This window comes from Deinococcus marmoris (assembly GCF_001949125.1).
GTDB classification, from domain to species: Bacteria; Deinococcota; Deinococci; order Deinococcales; family Deinococcaceae; genus Deinococcus; species Deinococcus marmoris_A.
The window spans coordinates 115,997-136,760 of record NZ_MSTI01000115.1 but is presented as its reverse complement, the minus strand read 5'-3'; the positions used below and the strand labels follow the sequence as shown (position 1 = coordinate 136,760).

Below are 20,764 nucleotides of genomic sequence, written 5' to 3'. Positions count from 1 at the left end.
GGAGCCTGTTTCAGAATGGACTTGCTTAGACGGCCAGCACCTGACGGCCATCGTAATAACCGCAACTGGGGCAGATGTGGTGCGAGAGCTTCTTGGCGTGGCAGTGGGGGCACTCGGACAGGTTGGGCACGGTCAGCGCGTGGTGGCTGCGGCGCATGTCGCGCTTGCTTCTGCTGGTCTTCTTCTTGGGAACGGGATGTTTAGCCATGTTGTGATTTCTCCTCTTGCCGGGCGTTTCCCGCCAGGACGCATTCTGCCCGCCATATTGCGCCCAGGGACAGACCTGAAGCAGCGGGCGAGACAACAGGCGGGAGTATAGCACGGCCCAGAGTTGAGGCGGGATGTGGGCGAGAGTCGTTCCGGGTAATGAGGTGGTGGATTCGGTTTAACTCCAGTCCGCTCCGCAGCCAGCCCCCTCAAAGGGAGCCGAGAGTGCGCTGCTGGCCGGACAATTCCGCAACCCTTGCCTCCCCTTGAGGGGAGGTGCCCCGGAGGGGCGGAGGGGTTAAGCGGGCATGGCAATCTCAGTCTCTGAATGCTGTGACCTCAGATCAGTTGTCAGGAATGCTTCAACGGTTTAACCTCCCAGTCCGCTCCGCAGCCAGCCCTCCTCAAAGGGAGCCAGGGAACATCATTATTCGCCCCGCACCGCCCGCTCTGCCGCGTCCGCCAGGGCTTCCAGGCTGGCCGTTTCCGCCACGGTCACGCGCGTGAAGCCTGCCTCGCGTGCGGCGTCGGCGGTCTGCGGCCCCATCACGGCGACGGGCATGTTCAGCGGATTGAAGTCTGCATCTGCCAGCTTCGCCAGATGGCGGGCCGCACTGCCAGAGGCCAGGGTCAGCACGGCGGCGTTTTTCAGGCGCTCCAGCCTGTTCTCGTCCGGTGCGGCGGCTTCCGTGCGGTACAACTCGGCCCGCGTATAGCCAATGCCGTGTGCCTCCAAAGCCCGTTGCAACTCGTCCTCGGCCAGTTGGGAGGTCAGGTGCAGAGTGGCCTCTCCCCCATCGGCGGGCAACTCCGCGCCCAGGTGGCGTGCGCCGGGGGTAGACGGCACAAAGTCGGCGCGCAGACCACGCTCGGCCAGACTGCGGGCGGTGCTGGGGCCGACGGCGGCGATCCTGACGTGGGCCAGGGCGCGGGCGTCCAGCTCAGCGCCGTCCAGCAAAGAGAACAGCGCCGTCACGGCCTGATTGCTGGTCAAGAGCAGCCAGCCCCTGAAGTCGCGCAGGACGTTCAGGGCCGCCCCTCCCCCATCGGAAGCCGCCTCGAAGCGGATCAGCGGCACTTCCAGCACCGATGCGCCACGCGCCCGCAACACGTCCGAGAGGGCGCTGGAGCCGTCGCGGGTGCGGGTCACGGCCACCGTCTTACCACTCAGGGGGCCGCCGAAGGTAGGGGCGTTGTCGAACCAGCGCAGCTTGTCGCGCAGCTTGACCACCTCGCCCACCACGGTCACGGCGGGGGCTTCCAGGCCAGCGTCCTTCACCGCCTGCGCGATGGTTTCCAGCGTTCCCGTCGCCACGCGCTGCTGGTGGGTGCTGCCCCATTGCACGGTGGCGGCGGGCGTCTGCGGATCACGCCCGGAGGCGATCAACTCGGCGGCGATGGTGTCCAGATTCCGCACGCCCATGAGAAGCAGCAGGGTGTCCACGCCCGACAACCGCTCGTAATGCGCGCCGCCCTCGCGGGTGTTGCCCGTCAGGACGGCAAAGGAGCGGGCCACGTCGCGGTGGGTCACGGGAATCCCGGCGTAGGCGGGGGCGGCGATGGCGCTGGTCACGCCGGGAACGATCTCGAACCCAACGCCCGCATGGGCGCACGCCTCGGCCTCCTCGCCGCCGCGCCCGAAAACGAAGACATCCCCACCCTTGAGGCGGGCCACGCGCTGGCCGCCGTTTTGCTGAGCTGTGTTCACGATCAGCGCGTTGATCTGCTCCTGGGTGATGTACTCGCTGAATCCTTTTTTACCCACGTAAATGGTGTGGGCGTCCGGGCACCAGCGCAGCAGTTCGGGGTTGGCGAGATAGTCGAACAGCACCACATCCGCGTTCTGGAGGGCATGCTGGCCGCGCAGGGTCAGCAGTCCGGGATCGCCCGGCCCGGCCCCGATCAGGGAAACGAAAGCGCGCGAGGAAGTTGAAGCCTGAGTCATGCTGCCTAAGCTAGCGGGCGGAGGCGGGGACAAATGCGGGACGCTACGCTGGCGGGATGAATACAGACGTTTTAACCCGGCTTGCCCACGGGGAGGCCACAGCGCACGCGCGGTATGGGCGAACGGGCAAGACGGCGCGATTTGGCCCGCTGGTGGCCGTTCACGCTGGGCCGAACCTGCCCCTGAACATCGCCTGGTATGACGGCACGCGCCTGCCCACGCCAGAGGAATTGGCTGAGTTTGAGGCGTTCTGTATGGAGCAGGATCAGCCCGCCACCATCCATCTGCTCTCGGCCTTCGCCGCCGCCGGGCTGCCGTTGCTGACTGCGCGCGGCTACATGCTGGATTACGTGTTGCACGCCTATATTCATGGTCTGAGAAACCTGCCCACCTTAGCTTCCACCCCAATTCGTGTAGAAGAAGCCGACGCCTGGGCAACCCTGGCCGCGCGGGGCTTCGGCCCAGGAGCCGAGGAGATCATGTCGTTGGTGGCACACGCGCCGGGAACACAGCTCTTCATTGCAGATGTGGACGGTCTACCTGCCGCGACTGCCGCCCTGAGCGCCGTAGAGGGCGTCGCCGCCTTTCACGGCACGGCCACGCTGCCCGAAATTCGGGGGCGCGGGGTACAGGCCGCGCTGCTGGCCCACCGCCTGAAGATCGCGGCGCAGGCTGGGGCAGACCTCGCCAGCGTGTTCGTCACGCCGGGCACAGGCAGTGAACGCAATGTGGAGCGGGCGGGGTTCCGGCTGGTGGGCGCGCGGCTGACGCTGACACGGCGAAAATGAAGCTCAGTTGAGCTTACTCGATCCTGGCTTTTGCTGGTCAGCCCAGGACAGCACCCGTTCCAGGGGCAGCCAGTCACTGCCGTAGCTGTTATAATGCGCGGTCTCGATCACTCCGTCCGCACCGATCAGGAACTCGGCGGGCATCCGCAGCAACTCGCCGTCGTCCTTGAGGGCACTGGCACCCATCATGCGGAAGCCCTGGATCATGGTGGACAGGTTGCGGGGGTCCAGCGTGCCTTTAAGGCTCATCCGCAGGCCGTAGCGGTCATAGGTTTCGTCTTTGGGATCGGCCAGCACCGGGTAGGGCGGACGCTGCCTGCCGATGCCGTCCGAGAGGTCTTCCAGCGGGCTGCCCCACACCGAGACGATCTGCACGCCGCGCTCACGCAGGCGCTCATGCATGGCAATGATCTTGGCGTGGTGCGGGTTACACATGGCGCAGGTACTCTGGCGGTTGAACACCAGCCACACCGGCTGGCCGCGCAGCGCACTCAGGCGCAATTCGCCCCCGGCCAGATCCGGCAGGCAGAAATCCGGCGCGGCCTGCCCGGCCTTCAGCGCGTCGGCCACCTCACGCGGCGCGGCAGCGTTCTGCGGGCGCAACGCACCGTCGCGCAGCAGGCGGCTCACGGTCTGCGTCAGGGTGTCCCAGCGCTGCGGCGTCCGCTGCGACATTTCCCCCAGGCTCAGGCCGCGCATGGCCGCGTGGTAGACGCGCTCCTTGCCGTCGTCTCCCAGCAGCGCCGGAGCCGAGAGCGGATTCGCCGCAAAACGGGACGAGGGTTTGAGAGAACGCTCCTCCCGCGTGAGCAGGGCCGCGTGACGCTCGGCTGTCTCGACGGCCTGACGCGTCTGGGTGCTGTTCAGGGGCAGTTCGGCGGGGGCATCGGTCCACGGGGCCGAACTGGTCATGCTGGTCTGCCACGCCAGCGGCAGCAGCGCCGAGAGTGCCCGCTCCTGCGCCGCCGTGTCCAATTGCGTGCGGCCCAGATACCCCCGGTCCAGCAGGAACGCCAGTGCGCCCTGCAAATTCCCGCCCACCTGCTGCGCCTCGGCAATGGTGGCCGGATGCACGCCCAGCGCGATCAGCGACACGCTCCAGGGCGGCAGCACGCTGCTCCGCAGCCCCACGATCTGGCCCTGCATCAGCCGCAGCGCCGTGTTCAACTGCTGATCGGCAAACGAGAGGTTCAATACGGTGGGGCTGTCTTTCGCGGCCACCTGAGACACGGCCTGCAACACGGGGAGCAACATGAACCGAGTGTAAAAAAGTTCACCTCACAGAACCCTTTCGTGAAGATTGGTATAAGAATCGAACCTGTCGTCTCTCCGGGAGAAGAAAAGCAGGATGAACGTCTGGGGGCTGGACTCCGGGTAGGCAAGGGTCAGCGCACCCGCAAAAGCCCCAGCGCCTCGCCGTCCACCGGGCCGAGCGGGGCGGGCAGATGGTCCAGGCTAAAAAAGCGGAGTTCGGTGCCTTCCTCACCGTCTGGGACAGGAACGCCATGCCACTCGCGGACCACGTAGACGGCCACCACCTGATAGAACTCGTCGCCGTTGGGAAGTTTCTGATAGGTCTGCGGCCCGCTGATGACCGTCAGGAATTCAGGATGGATGGGTGTGATGCTCGCCTCCTCCCACAGTTCGCGGCGCAGGGTTTCGGGGAGTGGCTCGCCCAGTTCCGCGATGCCGCCGGGGGTGCCCCAGCCGCCGGTATCGGTGCGGCGTTGCAACAGGACTTCATTTTCGGCATTCACCACCAGCGCGCAGACGCCCACCCAGTTGACAGGCGCGTGACCGATCAGAGCGCGGAGATCGCGGACGTAATTCATGCCAGCCACGCCTGGGCTTTGCGGCCCAGACGGGTCAACGGGGGCAAGTGATCCAGTGAGAAGAACTGTGCGTCCGCGATTTCGAGGCTGTCTGGCACAGGTGTTCCACTCCAGCCGGTCACGCGGAACAGGGCGGTGTAGCTGTAGAAATGATCGCCGTTCGCCACCTGGGCCAGCGCGACAGGACTGATACGGACTCCGATTGAAAGGTGTTGGAAACACCCGTAATCCGAGCAGAGCGAGAAGGAGAAAGACGGGTTCCGGGCGTGGAGTGGAGGGATCGGCGCTGTTCCGATTCCTGCATGAAACAAACGGAATCCGTATGAGCATTTCCAGCAGTTCCACCGCGCCGATTCTCAGCCCCGTTTCCTCCAGAGCCTCGCGCCGGAGCGTTTCAGAGAGCGACTCGCCCAGTTCGCTGATGCCCGTGACCAGTCCCCAGTTCTCTGCTCCTGCACGCCGTAGCAACAGCAATTCGCCGTCTCCATTGACGATGATGCCCGCCGCGCCCACGAGGTTGACGGGCCGCGTACCGATGACCCGCCGCAGACCAGTTACGTAATCGATTGTACTCACCTGAGTATCTTACACACTCAAATTATTGGCCTGCCGCACCGCGTCACGCACCGCCGCGCATACGGCTTCCTGCACCAGTGCGCCCAGCAGCAGCGGATCGGCGGGCGGCTTCGCGCAACTGCTGAGCATGAAGGCGGCGTCGCCGTCCCAGTAGGTGTGGCTGGGATGGATCACGCGGCCCAGCGCGGTCTGTGCGGCGTCGGCCAGGCGGCGGCAATCGGCCTTGCTCAGCGTGTGTTCGGTCACGACGGCGACCAGGGTGGTGTTCTCCACATCACCGGGGGTAAACGACACGGCCCCTGGCCCCGTTCCCGGCCCGGCCAGCACGCCGCCGCGTTCGTCCAGCACGTCGCCAATCGGGTTGACCACCGCCAGTACGCCCACCGAAACGCCGTACCGCTCCAGCATCACGCTGCCCAGGCCGCCGGGAACCGCCCCCGGACCTCCCAGGTACTTGCCCGCCGTCGTCCCTGTTCCAGCGCCCACCCGGCCACGCGGTACGGGATCACTGGAGGCGGAACGCGCCGCCAGCTCGCCCTCCCGTTCACCCGGACGCGCCAGAGGATCGCCCACGCCCAGGTCATAGACCACTGCCGCCGGAACAATCGGCACACGGGCAAACGGGGTCTGGTGGCCCACGCCGCGCTCCTCCAGCACGCGCACCACGCCGGACGCCGCCGCCAGCCCGAAGGCGCTGCCGCCCGTCAGCAGCAGGGCATGGACGCGCTCCACCTTCTTCTCGGGCGACAGCAGCACGCCCTCGCGCGTCGCCGGACTTGGCCCCAGAAACGAGGCGGAGGCCACCGCGCCCGCATTGGGGCAGAGGATCACCGTGCAGCCCGTCATCCCGACTGGATCGGTCCAGTGGCCGACGCGAAAGCCGGGGATGGCGGTCAGGGTAGGGGTGGGATCAGACATAGGACACGAGAAGGAGGGCAGGAAACTTACTTTCGTTGGTGGCCTGCCCGGTGGCCCCCCCTCTCCTGCGGAGCTGTCCCAGTCCCAGCCTCCCCCGCACGGGGGGAGGAGCTAAAAACCTCAGACCCTCAGACCCTTTGACCCTTAGACCACCTCTCATCCCACCGCCTCCACGTAGGCGTCGATCTGCCGCCGGATCACGTCCAGGCTGCCCTCCCAGAAGTCCGGGGCGTGCAGATCGATGCCGAAGCGGGCGGCCAGGGCAAGCGGACCCTCGCGGCCCGTGGAGGCCAGCAATTCGTCGTAACGGGTCTGGAACTCGGCCTCCATCCCAGCCTCGCGCGCCGTCACATACTGGGCGTACAGGCCCAGGCCAAACAGCAGGCCAAAGGTGTACGGGTAGTTGTAGAAGGCCAGACTGTAGTAGTGCGGTTTGACCGCCCACATGTAGGGGTGCAACGTGCCCAGCGCGTCGCCGTAAGTTTCACGCTGCGCCCAGGTCATCAGCTCGCCAAATTCCTGCGGGTTCAGGTCACCCTTCTCGCGCCGCTCGAACACGGCCCGCTCGAACAGAAAGCGGCTGTGGATGTCCACCACCACCTGCGCGTGGCCCATCAGACTGGTTTCCAGCACGTACAGGCGCTCCGGCCCCGTCGCGTCGGCCAGAGCGGCGTTCTGCACCACGGTTTCGCAGAAAATGGACGCAGTCTCGGCCAGGGTCATGGGCGTTTCGCGTTGCAGCGGTTCGGCCTGGGCCAGCCGGGCGTTGTGGTAGCCGTGGCCCAGCTCGTGTGCCAGGGTGGACACGCTGTCCAGACTGGGGGCGTGGTTCATCAGGATGCGGCTCTTGCCGCGCGTCCAGCGCATGCAGAACGCCCCGCTGCGTTTGCCCTCGCGCGGGCCAGCGTCCACCCAATCGCCGTCAAAGGCTTCGGCGGCAAAGTCGCCCAGCCCAGCGGAATAGCCCCGGAATTGCCGTTCCACAAATTCAGCCCCCGCGCCGTAGGTCCACTCGGTTTCGCTGTGGCCCACCGGGGCCAGAATGTCCCACCAGTCCAGCTTCTGCTTGCCCAGCGCCCGCGCTTTGGCCGCAAAATATCGGCGGAAATCGGGGAAGGAGCGCACCACCGCCCCCTGCATGGCGTCCAACGTCTGACGGTCAATGCCGTGTGCCAGCAGGCTGGGGGCCACCGCGTCCGCGAAGCCGCGCCGCCGGGCCAGCGTGCCTTCCTCGCCCTTGACGCCGTTCAGAGCGGCGGCAAAGACCACCTCCGAGGACTTCCAGGCGGCGATCTCGGCCTCGAATGCGTCGCGGCGCACCGTTTCGTCCGCGTCGCTGGCAAGGGCGCGCAGGGCGGTCACCGGCAGGCTTTCGCCCCGGAATTCGCCTTTTAGAACGCTGCTGATGTTGCCCTGAAGTTTAGACCAGCCTCCGGCCCCACTGGGACGCAGGCGGGCGGCCAGGTCCTCCTCGGGCGGCGACATCTGGTAGCGGGCCAGTGCTGCGGCGCGGCGCAGAAAGTGTTCATGGTCCCGCGCTGTCCCTGAGGCCGCCAGCAGTTCCGAGAACTGCGCGTCGCTCAGACCGCCCAGCCACGCGGTCAGGCGCGAACGCAGCGGCCCCAGCGGCAGCGTCAGGGTGGTCAACGCGGCCATGCGGCTCTGCGCCAGCGTGTCGCGGCTGTCGGTGGTGAAAAAAGCGTTCAGATAAGCGCCAATCGGGCCGGAGCGGTTGCTCAAGGCGTTCATGGCGTCCAGCACACGCCCCAGCGTTTCGGGGGTGGCGGCGGGGCCATCCATACGAACATCCAGCTCGTCAAACAGCCGTTCGAGGTCCGCGATCCCGGCGCGCAGCCCTTCCAGATCCTGTTCCAGCCGGGGGTCACTCAGGCTGGCGTAGAGGTCGTCGGTGCGCCAGCGGGGCATTTCGGGGGCATTCGCTGCGAAAGTCATGCGCCCAGTTTAGGGCGCGGGAAAGCAACGCCGTGAACAGCTCACTTGATCGTTTCAGTTGCCCGCAGCAACGCAGTCCACACTTGACGGACCTCTTTTGAAAAGGTGCTACTTTAAGGGAACCATTAACTGAGCTGGCGTCAGACGGACGCCTGACCCACACCGGAGGTTCCACCTATGCGTAGCCGCTTGCTGTTGTCCGCTGCCCTCGCCGTTTCCGCCGCCCTGACCACCTCGGCGGGAGCCGTGACCACACTCAACGTCTTCATGGGCAGCCAGCAGCGCCCCGAAGTGTTCCAGCCGCTCTTTGACCGCTTCCAGGCCGCCAATCCCGACATCAAGGTCAAGATCGAGACCGGCGGGGCCACCAGCGAGGCCCAGAACCAGTACCTGACCACTGTGCTGGCCGCCCGCGACGACACCCTGGACATCTTCCTGATCGACGTGGTCCGCACCGCCACCTTCGCCGCCGCCGGGTGGGCCGAGCCGCTGAACGGGTACATCAGCGGTGTGAACAGCTACCTGGGCAGCTTCCTGCCCGGCCCGGTGGGGGCGGCCACCTACGGCGGCAAGCTGTACGCCATGCCCGCCTTCACCGACGCGCAGTTCCTGTACTACCGCAAAGACCTGCTGACCAAGTACAAGCTGCCCGTGCCCAAGACCTGGGACGAACTGACCGCCACCGCCGCAAAAATCCAGAAGGGCGAGGGCGGCAAGATGCAGGGCTTCAACTTCCAGGGCGCGCCCATTGAGGGAACCGTGTGCAACTTCCTGGAAACCCTGTGGACCGGGGGCGGCGACGCCAGCAACGTCAACAGCGCGGCGGGCAAGCAGGGACTGGGCTTCCTAGTCAACTCGGTCAAGTCCAAGCTGTCGCCTGCCGCCAGCTCCGAGATCAAGACCGACGACTCGCGCCTCCAGTTCCAGGCCGGGGACGTGGCGATAGGCCTGAACTGGAGCTACGCCTGGGCGCACTTTCAGGGCAACAGTCCGCAGCCCACCACCGTCAAGGGCGACGTGGGCGTGGCCCCGCTTCCCTCGTTCGGCAAGAACCCCACTGCCACCTGCACCGGCGGCTGGGAGTGGGGCGTCAACGCTTACGGCAACCACAAGAAAGAGGCCGTCAAGCTGCTGCAATTCATGTCCAGCGTGAACATCCAGCGTGACATGGCGGTCAACGGCGCGTACCTGCCCGTCCGCAAGAGCCTGTACAGCGATGCCAAGGTGCTGGCCGCCAACCCGCACTTCAAAGCGCTATACCCGGTGATCCTCAAGGCCCGCCCGCGCCCGGTCACGCCCAACTATCCCAAGGTCAGCGAGATCATCCGCAACAACGTGTCCGCCGCCGTGGCGGGTAGCAAGACCGTGGACTCGGCCCTGAGCGACATGCAGCGCGATCTGGCCCCGCTGCTGAAGTAGGTTCGCCTTCCTTGCCCCCAAATCTGGAGTTGAACTGGATTTGGGGGCAACTTGTTGGAGGCGGCCTAAGGGTCTAAGGCGGGCCGAGTCTGTATCTCCCAGTTTGAATGAAAACAAGAGTAGCCCCCTCCACGTCCGCGAAGAAGCAAGGCCAAAGCCCTTAGCCCTTTTGACCCTTAGACCGCTCCGAAGGAGATTCCATGACCCAGAAGAACATCGCCGCCCCGCTGCCCAAACCCAGGGGCCGCAGCCGTGGCGAGGCCAGCGAGGGGCAACTGGCCTTCTGGCTGCTGCTGCCCGCCGCGCTGCTGCTGTGCGGCGTGCTGCTGTTCCCGATGATCACCACCATCCGCGACAGCTTTTACTTTAACAAGCTGACCGAGCCGTTCAACGGGCAGCCCTTCGTGGGCCTCAAGAATTATGTGCAGATGTTCGCTGACCCGCGTTTCGGCACCTCGCTGCGAAACACGCTGTTCTTCGCGGTGCTGACGGTGGGCGGCTCGTTCCTGATCGGCATTCCGATGGCACTGGCGGCTCACACGCCCAGCAAGGTGCGCGGGCTGGCGCGGGTGGCGCTGTTGCTGCCGTGGGCCATGCCGCCGGTCATGACCGGATTGATCTTCGCGTGGCTGTTCAACGCGCAGTACGGCGTGTTCAACGACATCATCGTGCGGCTGCACATCGTCAAGGAACCGCTGTTGTGGCTCAGCACGCCGGGGCTGGCGGTGCTGGCGATGGTGGTCACGATTGTCTGGAAAACCAGTTCCTTCGTGGCGCTGATCGTGCTGGGCGGCCTTCAGGGCATCCCCCGCGAACTGACCGAGGCTTCGGAGGTGGACGGCGCAAGCCGCGTTCAATCCTTCTTCCGCATCATCCTGCCGCTGCTGGCCCCCAGCCTGGCGGTGGCGTTCATCTTCCGCTCCATCAGCGCGGTGCAGGTGTTTGACATTCCGTACACCTTCATTCAACAGGCTCCGGCGCAGGGCTTGCTGGAAACCCTGGGGGTTTATATCTACCGCACCAGCATTGAGTTTCTGGACTTCGGGTACGCGGCCACCCTCAGTGTGGCGCTGTTCGCGGTGAGCCTGGCGGTCACGGCAGTTTACGTGCGCTTCGTGCGTGACGGGGCCAGCACATGAGCGGCGAAACGGCGGCCCCCGAACGCCTGACACTGGGAGACAAGGTAGGCCGTTGGGCGGGCCTGACCGCACTGATCGTCGGCGGTTTCTTCCCACTGGTCTGGATGCTCCTGACCAGCCTTAAGACGGAAGCCGAGTTGCAGAAATTCCCGGTGCAATACCTGCCGGGCATGCTGAACTTCGCCAATTACGCCCGCGTGTTCACCGAGCAGCCCTTCGCCCGCTTCTTCTTCAACTCCATGACGGTCAGCCTGCTGAGTACCGCGCTGTGCATCGCGGTGGCGGTTCCGGCAGCCTACGCGCTGGCGCGGCTAAACATCCGGGGGCGCGGGCTGCTGCTGACCGCCGTGGTGGCCTTTTCCATGTTCCCGGTGGTCAGCCTGCTGGTGCCGCTGTTCCGCCTGTTCCGGGGCCTGAGCCTGCTCAACAGCTACCCCGCGCTGATCCTGCCCTACGCGGCCCTCAGCCTGCCCGTGGCGATTCTGACCCTCGTGGCCTTCTTCAGCGCCATCCCGCGTGATCTGGAGGCGGCGGCCATGATTGACGGCACCTCCCGCGTGGGCGCACTGATGCGGGTGGTGCTGCCGCTGTCGGCCCCCGGCATGGTTACGGCGGCGCTGCTCATTTTCGTCAACTCGTGGAACGAATTCCTGCTGGCGCTGAGTTTTAATACCAAACTGGACATGCGAACGGTCAGCGTGGGCGTCACGCTGTATCAGGGCGAATTCGCCTTTCCGTGGCCGTTAATTGCCGCCGCCGTGGTCATTGCCACTATTCCGGTGGTCATGCTGATCGCCGTCTTCCAGCGCAGATTCGTGGCCGGACTGACGGCGGGCGGGGGGAAGGCTTGAGCGAGGTTCCACCACCCCCTGTTGAGCATTTGCCCCGTCTCAAAGAGTGGCAGGAGTTGAACGATCAGAGTTTTGGCCTCTCTGACCTTCTGGCGATGGAGGGTAGTCTGGACATCATTACTGCCTGCGCCCAGCTTTTCTGGCCGAAATTCATTGAAATTGATGGTTGCGTATTGCGCGAAGATGTGTATAGCACAGAGAATTTTCAGAGCTGGATGGCGTCAACAAATGGAAACCGCATCAGTGTTGAAAGTGTAATGAACCACATCCATATCTATGACCTTCTTCCAAACCCTGGGGGGCAGGAATACAGAGGTCCAGAATATGCTCTTGAGGTCTTTGAATATATTGCCGAGATTCTACAGCGCACTTGGAAGGCAGCCTTAGCTGAACAGTTCCCCAGTAAAACTTTCATATTCAAGTATGTGACAGAACCCGACGACTATGGCCCCACAATCTATTTCTGGCAAGAACGCCCAGGCGAGCAAGGAGTTACCAAATGACCAACCCATCCCAGTCCGAATTCCTGTGGTTCCTGCAACTCTCGCGCGATGGTGAATTTATCGGCACCAAAAACAAGATGCCGCGCAAGCCCACGCTGCCCTACCTGCAAAGCCTGATTTCCACGGCAGGCGAGGCGGGCTTCGATGCACTATTGACCGCCACCAACTACCACAGCGAACACGAGAATTACACGGCGGCGGTGGCGGCGCTGGCCCAGACGGCGGCCACCGATCCGGCGCTGCTGATCGCCGTGCGGCCCGGCATGTTCCAGCCCGCCATGTACGCCAAGATGCTCGCCACCCTGCAAAACCTGTTTCCGGGCCGCGTGAGATTGAACATCGTGACGGGCAGCAGCCCCGCCGAGAACGCCATGTACGGCGATTTTGAAGACCACGCCAAGCGCTACGAGCGCACCCGCGAATTCATGCAGATTCTGCGCCAGTTGTGGACACAGCCGCCGCCCCAGTCCTTCAAATCGGACATCTACGCCTTCGACAATGCCGTGCTGGACCCCGCCCCCGTGCAACCCATTCCGATCTACTTTGGCGGCGCGTCCCCGGTGGCCCAGCAGATCGCCGCCGAGCTGGCCGACGTGTACCTGATGTGGGGCGAGCGCGAGGACATGATTAAAGAGCGCATGGCCCAGATGGCGGCGCTGGCGGAAAAGGCCGGACGTAAATTGCGTTACGGCCTGCGAACCCACGTCATCGTGCGCGAAACAGAAGAGGAAGCCCGCGCCGCCGCCGAACGTCTGATCAGCCGCGTGGACCCGGAGGTGCGCGCCGCCTTTGTCGCCAGCCACGCTCATGTGGACGGCGTGGGCCAGCAGCGCCAGATCGACATGGTGAAGAATCTGGACGCCGATCTGATGGTGGAACCGGGGTTATGGGCGGGTGTAGGTATGGCCCGCAGCGGCGTGGGCGTGGCTTTAATCGGTGACCCGCAGCAGGTGGCCGACAAGATTCGCCGATACGAGGACATGGGCTTTTCCTCCTTCATCTTCAGCGGCTACCCGCATCTGGAAGAAGCCCGCCGCTTTGGGGAACTGGTGATGCCACTCCTGAAGGGCAAAAAAGAAGAGGGCCGCGCCATTCACACGGATAAAGTCGCTCCGGTGGCCTGATCGACAGACAAAAGAAGGGGAGGCGAGCCGTCAAGACTCGCCTCCCTCCTTTGCTGCCGCCTACTTGACGGTGGCGCGGATGAAGCAGGTGGCCGTGTCGCCGCCCTTCAGGTCAGGAAGCTGCCAGCGGACGTTGGTGTACTCGGCAGGATTGACCGTGACTTCCTTCTTCACGTCCTGGCCGTTCTCGGTGACGGTCACGAACTTCTTGAGGGGTTCGGCGGCGTAGGACTTGCCGTCGATGCTGAACAGCGCCGTCACGCCGTCCACGTCGCACTTCTGTGAGGCAAATGCCGTGGCCGCCGGGACCGCCATGTTCAGCTTGAGCTGCTTGACGGGCATTCTGCTGGTGTTCTCCACACGCTGCTGGAGCTGCAACAGGTCGCCCGGCGACACGCCCCGGTTGGCGGTGTCGGTCAGCTTCTCGGTTGTCTTGCCGTCCGTCTTGACCTCCGTGACCAGCAGGGTGGACGCGGTGACTTTCAGGGGCGAGTTCTGCGCGCCCGCGACTGCGGCCAGGGCGGGGGCAACCAGCAGCGCGGTCACCAGGGCCTTCGTGATCTGGGTGTTTTTCATGAGAATACCTCCTGTTGCCATTGTGCCGAGAGCGGATGAGAGCCATGCGCGGCGCGGCTGACCGGACTGGTCAGGCACTGGGGGAGGGTCACTGACCAGCCACCACGCCACTCAGCCCGCGTTCCTCGACGACGGCGGCCAGTACGCGGGCGATCTCGTGAATCTCGGCGGCGTCCTGGCCCTCCACCATCACGCGGATCAGGTTCTCGGTGCCGCTGGGGCGCAGGTTGACGCGGCCCCGGCCTGCCAGTTGGGCCTCGGCCTTGGAGACGGCCAGTTGCACCGTCACGTCACGGGCGATGGCCTTTTTATCGGCCACCCGCACATTCACCAGCGTCTGCGGATACATGGTCAGCTCATCGAACAGCACGTCCAGGGTGGTGTCCATCTGTTTCATGCTTGCCAGGGTCAGCAGCGCGGTCAGCACGCCATCCCCGGTGGGCGAGACATCCAGAAACAGCACATGGCCGCTCTGTTCGCCGCCCAGGTGCAGGCCCTTGGAGTGCAGGCGCTCGTGGACGTAACGGTCCCCCACGGCGGTGCGTTCCAACGAAATTCCAGCCTCCTCCAGCTTCACCTCCAGCGCCATGTTGGTCATGATGGTGGCCACCACTGCCGCCGCCGGACGGGCGCGGGCGTTCAGCAGCAGCATGTGATCGCCGTGAACCACATTGCCGCGCGAGTCCACGAACAGGGCGCGGTCCGCGTCGCCGTCGAAGGCCACACCCAGGTCATAGTCGCCATTGCGAACAATCGCCTGGAGGTGGTCCATGTGCGTGCTACCGCAACTGCGGTTGATGTTGCGCCCGTCGGGGGTGGTGTACACCGCGAACACGTCAGCCCCCGCCGCCTGGAACACCTTGGGGGCTACCCGGTAGGCCGCCCCGTTGGCACAGTCCAGCGCGATCTTGAGGCCGCTCAGGTCCGGCGCATGCGAGACCAGATACTGGATATAGACGCGCTCGGCCTCGGTGGAGTTGGTCACGCCGCCCAGGTCCACGCCGGTCACGGGGGGCAGACCGTCAACCTCGTCGATGGCCGCCTCGATCTCGTGTTCGGTGGCGTCGCTGAGCTTCTGGCCGTCGGAGCCGAAGAATTTGATGCCGTTGTCCTCATAGGGATTGTGTGAGGCGCTGATGACCACGCCCGCGTCCGCCCCCAGTTGCCGCACCAGATAACTGACGCCGGGGGTGGGCAGCACGCCCACATGGATCACGTTGACGCCGCGTGCCGTCAGGCCCGCTGCCAGGGCCGCTTCCAGCATGTCGCCGCTCTGGCGGGTGTCCTTGCCGATCACCACGCTGACCTTGCCTGTTTGCGAGCGGCGCGTCAGCACCTCGCCCGCCGCCGCCCCGAGGTTCATCACCCAGGCAGCGGTCAGGGGAAACTCGCCCGCCACCGCCCGCACACCATCCGTTCCAAAATACTTCCGATCATTGTCACTCATATTGCCGTCAGCATACCGCCCATGAGTGCCTTACACACCTTACTCAAGTCCGCTCACTGAAGAGGCGGTCAGAAATGCACGGTAGCGGTCCAACTCTGCTTCCAGCCCTTTGTGGAAGGTAGCGGTCTGCCGGAAGCCAGGAATGAAGCCCAGTTCCGCATCCAGTTCTCCCCCACCCAGTTTCAGATTGGCCCAGCCCACCGCGCGCCCGGCGGAAAAGACAGGCAGCGCGTAATAGCCCATCGTGCGTCTGGCGGCGGGGGTGTATGCCTCGAAACGGTAGGGCCAGCCGTGCAGATGCTCGAAGCGGCGGCGGTCCCAGACCAGCGGATCGAACGGCCCCACGATCCGCACCCCGCGCGGGGCAGGCGAGTCGGCTGGAGACCCATCCGCCGTCCAGACGTACTTCACGCCGTCCACCGTTGCGCCCGACAGTTCCTCTTTCACAGCCACCTTGAACGCTGCCTTCAACTCGCCGCGCAGGTGCGGAAAGCCGAAGCCCGACAGGCTGACCAGATAGCGCAGGCTGGCTTCCGGCAGGGAGCCGTACAACGCGGCCAGCAGATGCACCGTGCGGCCCAGACGTTCGGCTTCAGGCAGAGGCGCGGCGTGCAGGGCGGCCAGATGCGGGGCCGGGCCGTACACGCGCACGCCGCCCACCCGGCGGGTCACGCGGGCCTCGCCCCGGTAGTGCAGCGCGCCCAGAATGCGGGTGGTGGCGCTGGACTGACCGCCCCAGGCGTTGACGGTGCGGCCCTTGCCCAGCGCGGTGGCCAGATCGCGGGGATGCAGTTCTTCACCCTCGTTCAACTGGGCACGGACCTCCTCCAACAGCCCTGGATGCTCCAGCTCTACGCGGCCCGGCGCAACCTCACGCGGGTGCAACAACGCCTGGACGGCGCGCGGCACGAAGCCGTAATTGGGAATCATGTCTTCCTCGACGTCCAGTTCGGCGTAGCGGCGTTCCAGTTCGCCCGCCCGGTAGCCGGGAACGCGGGCCAGCAGCGTTAAATCCTGCGCACGGGCCGGAGCGCGGATCGGATCAGCCTGCAAGAAACCCATGCGGTCCAGCGCCGCCTGAAGCGAGGGCTGTGGCGTCAGCGTGCGGAAAGCTGCGGCCCGCAGATCAGCGGAGGTGAGGGAAACCACCGCTAGCCCGCCTGAACTTCCCCGGCCCGCCGCTCCAGCTCCTGCAAGATCACCGAGGCGTGGTTGGCCGGATTGGCGCTGCGGTGTTCGTAGGCCAGCACGCCCTGTGGGTCGATGAGGAAGGTGGCGCGCGACGCCATGTTCAGCAGGCCGCCCAGGCCGCCGATCACGCCATACGCCCGGCACAGTTCCCGGTCACCGTCTGGGATGAGGGGATGCGTCAGGCCGCAGGTGTCGCGGAAATGGGCCTGATGGGCCTCGGTGTCGGTGCTGACGCCGATGACCGCCGCGTTCAGGCGCTCGAATTCGGGCAGGGCCGCCTCGAAACGCCGGGCCTCGATGGAACAGCCTGCCGAACTGGCGCGCGGGTAAAAGTACAGCACCACCCACTGCCCGCGCAGGCCGGACAGGCTGACGGTGCGGCCATCGTCGCTGCGGCGCGTGAACTCGGGGGCCGGTTTCTGAACGGCAGGCTTCATGCCCGTAGTTTAGAGGTGGGACCGTGTGAATGGCGCGGGGCGGTTCTCTGGGACGGAGTCCGGGTGGAGGAAAACCCCTCCTGCCCGTCCTCTGCAATACACTGCCCCCATGCTCAGCCGCGCCGATCTGGAGTCCCGCGAGGCGCAGACGCTCGCGCCCTACGCCACCCTGAGCCAGCATTCGCGTGGGCGGGAATACCCGGAAGCCGAGAGCGCCACGCGCACCGCCTTTCAGAAGGACCGGGACCGGGTGCTGCACACCACCGCCTTTCGCCGTCTGGAGGCCAAGACACAGGTGTTCCTGAACGCCAGCGGGGACCACTACCGCACCCGCCTGACGCACACGCTGGAAGTGCAGCAGGTGGCCCGCTCGGTGGCCCTGAATCTGGGCCTGAACGAAACGCTGGCCGAGACGGTGGCGCTGGCGCACGATCTGGGCCACCCCCCTTTCGGCCACGCCGGGGAACGCGTGCTGAACGGCCTGATGGCGGAGCATGGCGGCTTTGACCACAACTCTCAGGCCCGGCGCATCGTGTCGGTGTTGGAGCAGCCCAAAGCGGAGTATCCGGGGTTGAATCTGACGCTGGACACGCTGGACGGCCTGAACAAACATGACCGTGCCGGACTGGGCCAGCATTTGAAACGACCCAGTTTAGAGGCTCAACTGGTGGACGCCGCCGACGCTCTGGCCTACACCGCCCACGATCTGGACGATGGCCTACGGAGTGGCCTGCTCTCGCACGCGCAGTTGCTGGAGCTGCCTCTGTGGGTCGAACTTTCCAGCCGAATCGGCATCACGGGCGCGGTCCTCTCGGAAGGCCAGCGGCGCACCCTGCACCGCGAACTGCTGGGCTGGCTGATCGGGGACCTGACAGCGGCGAGCGACGCGGCCATTGCAGAAAGCGGCGTAAGCAGCGCCGCCGCCGTCCAAACCCTGCCCGCCCGCCTGATCACCTACAGCCCCCACCTCCGCGCCTTGCTGCGGGACACGGGCGTCTTTCTGAAAGAAAACCTGTACCGCCACTGGCGCGTGGAGATGCAGGTGGAGCAGGGCAGCCGGGTGCTGACCACGCTGTTTCACGCCCTCATGCAGCGCCCCAGCATGTTGCCCCCGCAGTTCCGGGAACGCACCGAAGCGGAGGAACTGGCCCGTGTGGTCTGCGACTACCTGGCGGGAATGACGGACCGTTACGCGCTGGACATGCACGCCAGCATTGCTCCACCTGCCCAGCACGCCCCGCATTTTTAGGCTGCGACATGAAGAACACGGCATGAAGAAACAGCCGTGCAGCCGTTCCCATCAAACTCCACTTGCCCAGCCACACCTCAATCTGATAGCCTGACCTTTAGTGTCTTGCGCTTGGTAGAGCGCGGATTGCCGGGCTGGCACCCGGACACGCACGAAACCTTTCCCCCCGTTAGGCCGGGGCGTGTCGCCGCCAAATCCCACTTCTCTGTACGGAGTTTTACCGTGAAAACCTTTGTTCCTAAAAATGACGAGCAGAACTGGATCGTGGTGGACGCCACCGACATCCCGCTGGGCCGCCTGGCCACGGTGGTTGCAAGCCGCATCCGTGGCAAGCACCGCCCCGACTTCACCCCCAACATGATCCAGGGCGACTTCGTGATCGTGGTCAATGCCTCCAAAATCGCGCTGACCGGCGGCAAGCTGGACGGCAAGGTCTACACCCGTTACAGCGGCTACCAGGGCGGCCTGAAGAAGGAGACCGCCCGCGAGGGTCTGGCCAAGCACCCGGACCGCGTGATCGAACACGCCGTCTTCGGCATGCTGCCCAAGGGCCGCCAGGGCCGTTCCATGCACGGCCACCTCAAGGTCTATGCCGGAGAGCGCCACCCGCACGTCGCGCAGAACCCGCAGCCGCTGGCGATCACCAACACCGCCCGCACCAAAAATAACGAGGTCAAATAATCATGGCGATTCAGCAACCCGAACAGTTCTACGGCACGGGCCGCCGCAAGACCGCCGTGGCCCGCGTGTTCCTGCGCCCCGGCGAGGGCAAGATCATGGTCAACGGCAAGGAGTTCCAGAGCTACTTCCGTGGCCTGCTGCGCTCCGTCAACGCCCTGCAAGCCTTCCGCGAAACCGGCACGGCGGGACGTTACGACGCCCTGATCACCGTGACCGGCGGTGGCCCCACCGGTCAGGCCGACGCCATCAAGCTGGGCATCGCCCGCGCCCTGCTGAAGGTCAACCCTGACTTCCGCGCCGTCATGAAGCCCTCGGGCCTGCTGACCCGCGATTCTCGCGAAGTCGAGCGCAAGAAGTACGGCCTCAAGAAGGCCCGCCGCGCGCCCCAGTTCAGCAAGCGCTGAAGCGAGACTCCACTCAAAAGCCCCTCCAGAATCTGGAGGGGCTTTTTTTGTTACTTGCTCAAGAGGTTGAAAGCTCAGGCTTGCTACACCCAGGTTCCGCTGATCTCGCGCACCGCCAGCGTCGTTCCTTCAGCGCTCACGATCAGCACCTGCGCGCCCTCGGGGGTATCGGGACCCGTGGCACGCCACTCGCTGTCGCCCACGCGAACGCGGCCTGCGCCGTTGTGGATGGCGGCGGTGACGACGACGGTGCGGCCCACCAGACGGTTTGCCCCGGTGTTCAGACGGTCACCCTCGGAGCCGCCCAGCACCAGCTTGCCCACATAGCGCTTGCCCAGGAAGACGGCCAGGACGCTCAGGACGGCGAACAGCGCCAGTTGGAACGGCACCGCCAGCGGCAACACGAACACGATCAGGCCCAGCGCGAAGGCGGCCAGCGCCAGCCACACGAAGAAGATTCCCGGCGCGGCCACCTCCAGCATCAGCAGCACCGCGCCCAGCACCCACCAGTGGCCGGGCAGGATGCGCTCGAAAGACGGCAACAGATCGCCCATAGCTACCTCTTGTTCCCGCCGAAGGCTTCTTTGGCCACCTCCGCGATGCCTTGCAGGCTGCCCAGAACGGCGGTGGCCTCGATGGGCAGGATCAGGGTCTTCTGGTTGGGCGCGATTGCAATTTCCTTCAGGGCGTCCACGTAGCGCTGCGCGATGAAATAGTTGATGGCCTGCGCGTTCCCGTTGGCAATCGCGTCGCTGACCACGCGGGTGGCCTCGGCTTCTGCGGCGGCCTCACGTTCGCGGGCCTCGGCTTCCAGGAAGGTGGCCTGGCGGCGGCCCTCGGCGTTCAGAATCTTGGCCTGTTTCTCGCCCTCTGCTTTCAGGATGGCGGCCTGGCGGAAGCCCTCGGCGTCCAGGATGTTGGCGCGCTTTTCACGCTCGGCCTTCATCTGCCTACCCATCGAGGCCACCAGATCGGCGGGCGGCTTGATGTCCTTGACCTCGATTCGCGTGACCTTGACCCCCCACGGCTCGGTGGCCTCGTCCACCACGGCCAGCAGGCGGGCGTTGATCGAGTCGCGGTTGCTGAGCAGCTCGTCCAGATCCATGCCGCCCATCACGGTGCGGATGTTGGTCATGGTCAGGTTGAGGGTGGCCTGTTCCAGATTGCGAACCTCGTAGCTGGCCTTGGCCGAATCCAGCACCTGATAGAACACCACGCCGTCCACGGTGATCAGGGCGTTGTCGTGGGTGATGACTTCCTGGCTGGGCACGTCCAGCACCTGTTCCATCATGTTGACCCTGCGCCCGATCTTGTCGATGTACGGAATGATCAGGTTCAGACCCGGCTTGAGGCTGCGCTGGTACTTGCCGAAGCGTTCCTGCGTCCACTCGTACCCTTGTGGAACGCTCTTAACACCTGCCAGCAACGTGATCAGCACCAGTAAAAGAAGAACGACGATAACGATGAGTGGACCCATGAATTTCCTCCTGACAGTAAGTACGAGGGAGGACGGCAGAAGGTTCC

The 20,764-nt window shown here is 65.1% G+C and carries 22 protein-coding genes and 1 pseudogene; 9 read left to right on the top strand and 14 right to left on the bottom strand.

Annotated features, from left to right (window positions below; all coding sequences use genetic code 11):
• Positions 1 to 25 precede the first annotated feature (25 nt).
• Together rpmF and cobA are read right to left on the bottom strand one after the other, a co-directional pair.
• A complete protein-coding gene (gene rpmF / locus BOO71_RS17380; protein WP_029479883.1) occupies positions 26 to 208 on the bottom strand; it encodes a 50S ribosomal protein L32 in 183 nt (60 codons plus the stop codon).
• A 426-nt stretch (positions 209 to 634) separates the two neighbouring features.
• Entirely contained in the window at positions 635 to 2,152 is a 1,518-nt protein-coding gene (gene cobA / locus BOO71_RS17375; protein ID WP_075834423.1) for a uroporphyrinogen-III C-methyltransferase, read from the bottom strand.
• A gap of 56 nt (positions 2,153 to 2,208) precedes the next feature.
• Here cobA and BOO71_RS17370 point away from each other — a divergent pair, with 56 nt between their 5' ends.
• Positions 2,209 to 2,940, top strand: a complete 732-nt coding sequence (locus BOO71_RS17370; RefSeq protein ID WP_075834421.1) for a GNAT family N-acetyltransferase — start codon at positions 2,209 to 2,211, stop codon at positions 2,938 to 2,940.
• A gap of 3 nt (positions 2,941 to 2,943) precedes the next feature.
• On the opposite strand, the gene BOO71_RS17365 is transcribed toward BOO71_RS17370, so the two are convergent.
• From BOO71_RS17365 to BOO71_RS17345, 6 genes and pseudogenes are all read right to left on the bottom strand, one after another.
• Positions 2,944 to 4,194: a peroxiredoxin-like family protein gene (locus BOO71_RS17365; protein ID WP_075834419.1), complete on the bottom strand. Its 1,251-nt coding sequence runs from the start codon at positions 4,192 to 4,194 to the stop codon at positions 2,944 to 2,946.
• A gap of 131 nt (positions 4,195 to 4,325) precedes the next feature.
• Positions 4,326 to 4,772 (bottom strand): NUDIX hydrolase, encoded by a 447-nt coding sequence (locus BOO71_RS17360; protein ID WP_075834480.1) that lies wholly within the window; start codon positions 4,770 to 4,772, stop codon positions 4,326 to 4,328.
• Positions 4,769 to 4,939, bottom strand: a complete 171-nt coding sequence (locus BOO71_RS27945) for a hypothetical protein (RefSeq protein ID WP_175607465.1) — start codon at positions 4,937 to 4,939, stop codon at positions 4,769 to 4,771. The genes BOO71_RS17360 and BOO71_RS27945 overlap by 4 nt, the downstream gene beginning before the upstream one ends.
• 172 nt (positions 4,940 to 5,111) lie before the next feature.
• Positions 5,112 to 5,285 (bottom strand): annotated as a pseudogene (locus tag BOO71_RS28855) (NUDIX domain-containing protein); the annotation flags it as partial.
• A 72-nt stretch (positions 5,286 to 5,357) separates the two neighbouring features.
• Positions 5,358 to 6,266 (bottom strand): P1 family peptidase, encoded by a 909-nt coding sequence (locus BOO71_RS17350; RefSeq protein ID WP_075834417.1) that lies wholly within the window; start codon positions 6,264 to 6,266, stop codon positions 5,358 to 5,360.
• Positions 6,267 to 6,422: 156 nt separating this feature from the next.
• Positions 6,423 to 8,219 carry a M3 family oligoendopeptidase gene (locus tag BOO71_RS17345; RefSeq protein ID WP_075834415.1) on the bottom strand — a complete coding sequence of 599 codons (1,797 nt, stop codon included), beginning with the start codon at positions 8,217 to 8,219 and terminating at the stop codon, positions 6,423 to 6,425.
• A gap of 177 nt (positions 8,220 to 8,396) precedes the next feature.
• Between BOO71_RS17345 and BOO71_RS17340 the strand changes: the two genes are divergently transcribed.
• The 5 genes from BOO71_RS17340 to BOO71_RS17320 all read left to right on the top strand — a co-directional run bounded on the left by BOO71_RS17340 (position 8,397) and on the right by BOO71_RS17320 (position 13,255).
• On the top strand, positions 8,397 to 9,638 hold the full coding sequence (locus BOO71_RS17340; protein WP_075834413.1) for an ABC transporter substrate-binding protein: 1,242 nt from the start codon (positions 8,397 to 8,399) through the stop codon (positions 9,636 to 9,638).
• Between the two features lie 200 nt (positions 9,639 to 9,838).
• Positions 9,839 to 10,777, top strand: coding sequence for a carbohydrate ABC transporter permease (locus BOO71_RS17335; RefSeq protein ID WP_075834411.1), 939 nt, complete (start codon positions 9,839 to 9,841; stop codon positions 10,775 to 10,777).
• Entirely contained in the window at positions 10,774 to 11,628 is an 855-nt protein-coding gene (locus BOO71_RS17330; RefSeq protein WP_075834409.1) for a carbohydrate ABC transporter permease, read from the top strand. Before BOO71_RS17335 ends, BOO71_RS17330 begins: the two co-directional genes overlap by 4 nt.
• On the top strand, positions 11,625 to 12,131 hold the full coding sequence (locus tag BOO71_RS17325) for a hypothetical protein (RefSeq protein WP_139322996.1): 507 nt from the start codon (positions 11,625 to 11,627) through the stop codon (positions 12,129 to 12,131). The genes BOO71_RS17330 and BOO71_RS17325 overlap by 4 nt, the downstream gene beginning before the upstream one ends.
• A complete protein-coding gene (locus tag BOO71_RS17320; protein WP_075834405.1) occupies positions 12,128 to 13,255 on the top strand; it encodes an LLM class flavin-dependent oxidoreductase in 1,128 nt (375 codons plus the stop codon). The genes BOO71_RS17325 and BOO71_RS17320 overlap by 4 nt, the downstream gene beginning before the upstream one ends.
• Positions 13,256 to 13,315: 60 nt before the next feature.
• Here BOO71_RS17320 and BOO71_RS17315 read toward each other — a convergent pair whose 3' ends face one another.
• From BOO71_RS17315 to BOO71_RS17300, 4 genes are all read right to left on the bottom strand, one after another.
• Positions 13,316 to 13,831 carry a hypothetical protein gene (locus BOO71_RS17315; RefSeq protein ID WP_075834403.1) on the bottom strand — a complete coding sequence of 172 codons (516 nt, stop codon included), beginning with the start codon at positions 13,829 to 13,831 and terminating at the stop codon, positions 13,316 to 13,318.
• Between the two features lie 88 nt (positions 13,832 to 13,919).
• Positions 13,920 to 15,278, bottom strand: a complete 1,359-nt coding sequence (gene glmM / locus BOO71_RS17310) for a phosphoglucosamine mutase (protein WP_075834401.1) — start codon at positions 15,276 to 15,278, stop codon at positions 13,920 to 13,922.
• Positions 15,279 to 15,317: 39 nt separating this feature from the next.
• A complete protein-coding gene (locus tag BOO71_RS17305) occupies positions 15,318 to 16,427 on the bottom strand; it encodes a DNA glycosylase AlkZ-like family protein (RefSeq protein WP_075834399.1) in 1,110 nt (369 codons plus the stop codon).
• A gap of 2 nt (positions 16,428 to 16,429) precedes the next feature.
• Positions 16,430 to 16,906, bottom strand: coding sequence for a peroxiredoxin (locus BOO71_RS17300; RefSeq protein ID WP_075834397.1), 477 nt, complete (start codon positions 16,904 to 16,906; stop codon positions 16,430 to 16,432).
• Between the two features lie 109 nt (positions 16,907 to 17,015).
• Between BOO71_RS17300 and BOO71_RS17295 the strand changes: the two genes are divergently transcribed.
• From BOO71_RS17295 to rpsI, 3 genes are all read left to right on the top strand, one after another.
• Positions 17,016 to 18,155, top strand: a complete 1,140-nt coding sequence (locus BOO71_RS17295; protein WP_075834396.1) for a deoxyguanosinetriphosphate triphosphohydrolase — start codon at positions 17,016 to 17,018, stop codon at positions 18,153 to 18,155.
• Positions 18,156 to 18,377: 222 nt separating this feature from the next.
• Positions 18,378 to 18,836 (top strand): 50S ribosomal protein L13, encoded by a 459-nt coding sequence (gene rplM, locus BOO71_RS17290; RefSeq protein WP_075834394.1) that lies wholly within the window; start codon positions 18,378 to 18,380, stop codon positions 18,834 to 18,836.
• Between the two features lie 2 nt (positions 18,837 to 18,838).
• On the top strand, positions 18,839 to 19,240 hold the full coding sequence (gene rpsI / locus BOO71_RS17285) for a 30S ribosomal protein S9 (protein WP_029479913.1): 402 nt from the start codon (positions 18,839 to 18,841) through the stop codon (positions 19,238 to 19,240).
• Positions 19,241 to 19,323: 83 nt separating this feature from the next.
• On the opposite strand, the gene BOO71_RS17280 is transcribed toward rpsI, so the two are convergent.
• Positions 19,324 to 19,794 (bottom strand): NfeD family protein, encoded by a 471-nt coding sequence (locus BOO71_RS17280; protein ID WP_075834392.1) that lies wholly within the window; start codon positions 19,792 to 19,794, stop codon positions 19,324 to 19,326.
• A gap of 2 nt (positions 19,795 to 19,796) precedes the next feature.
• Positions 19,797 to 20,717, bottom strand: coding sequence for an SPFH domain-containing protein (locus BOO71_RS17275; protein ID WP_075834390.1), 921 nt, complete (start codon positions 20,715 to 20,717; stop codon positions 19,797 to 19,799).
• Between the last annotated feature and the right edge of the window lie 47 nt (positions 20,718 to 20,764).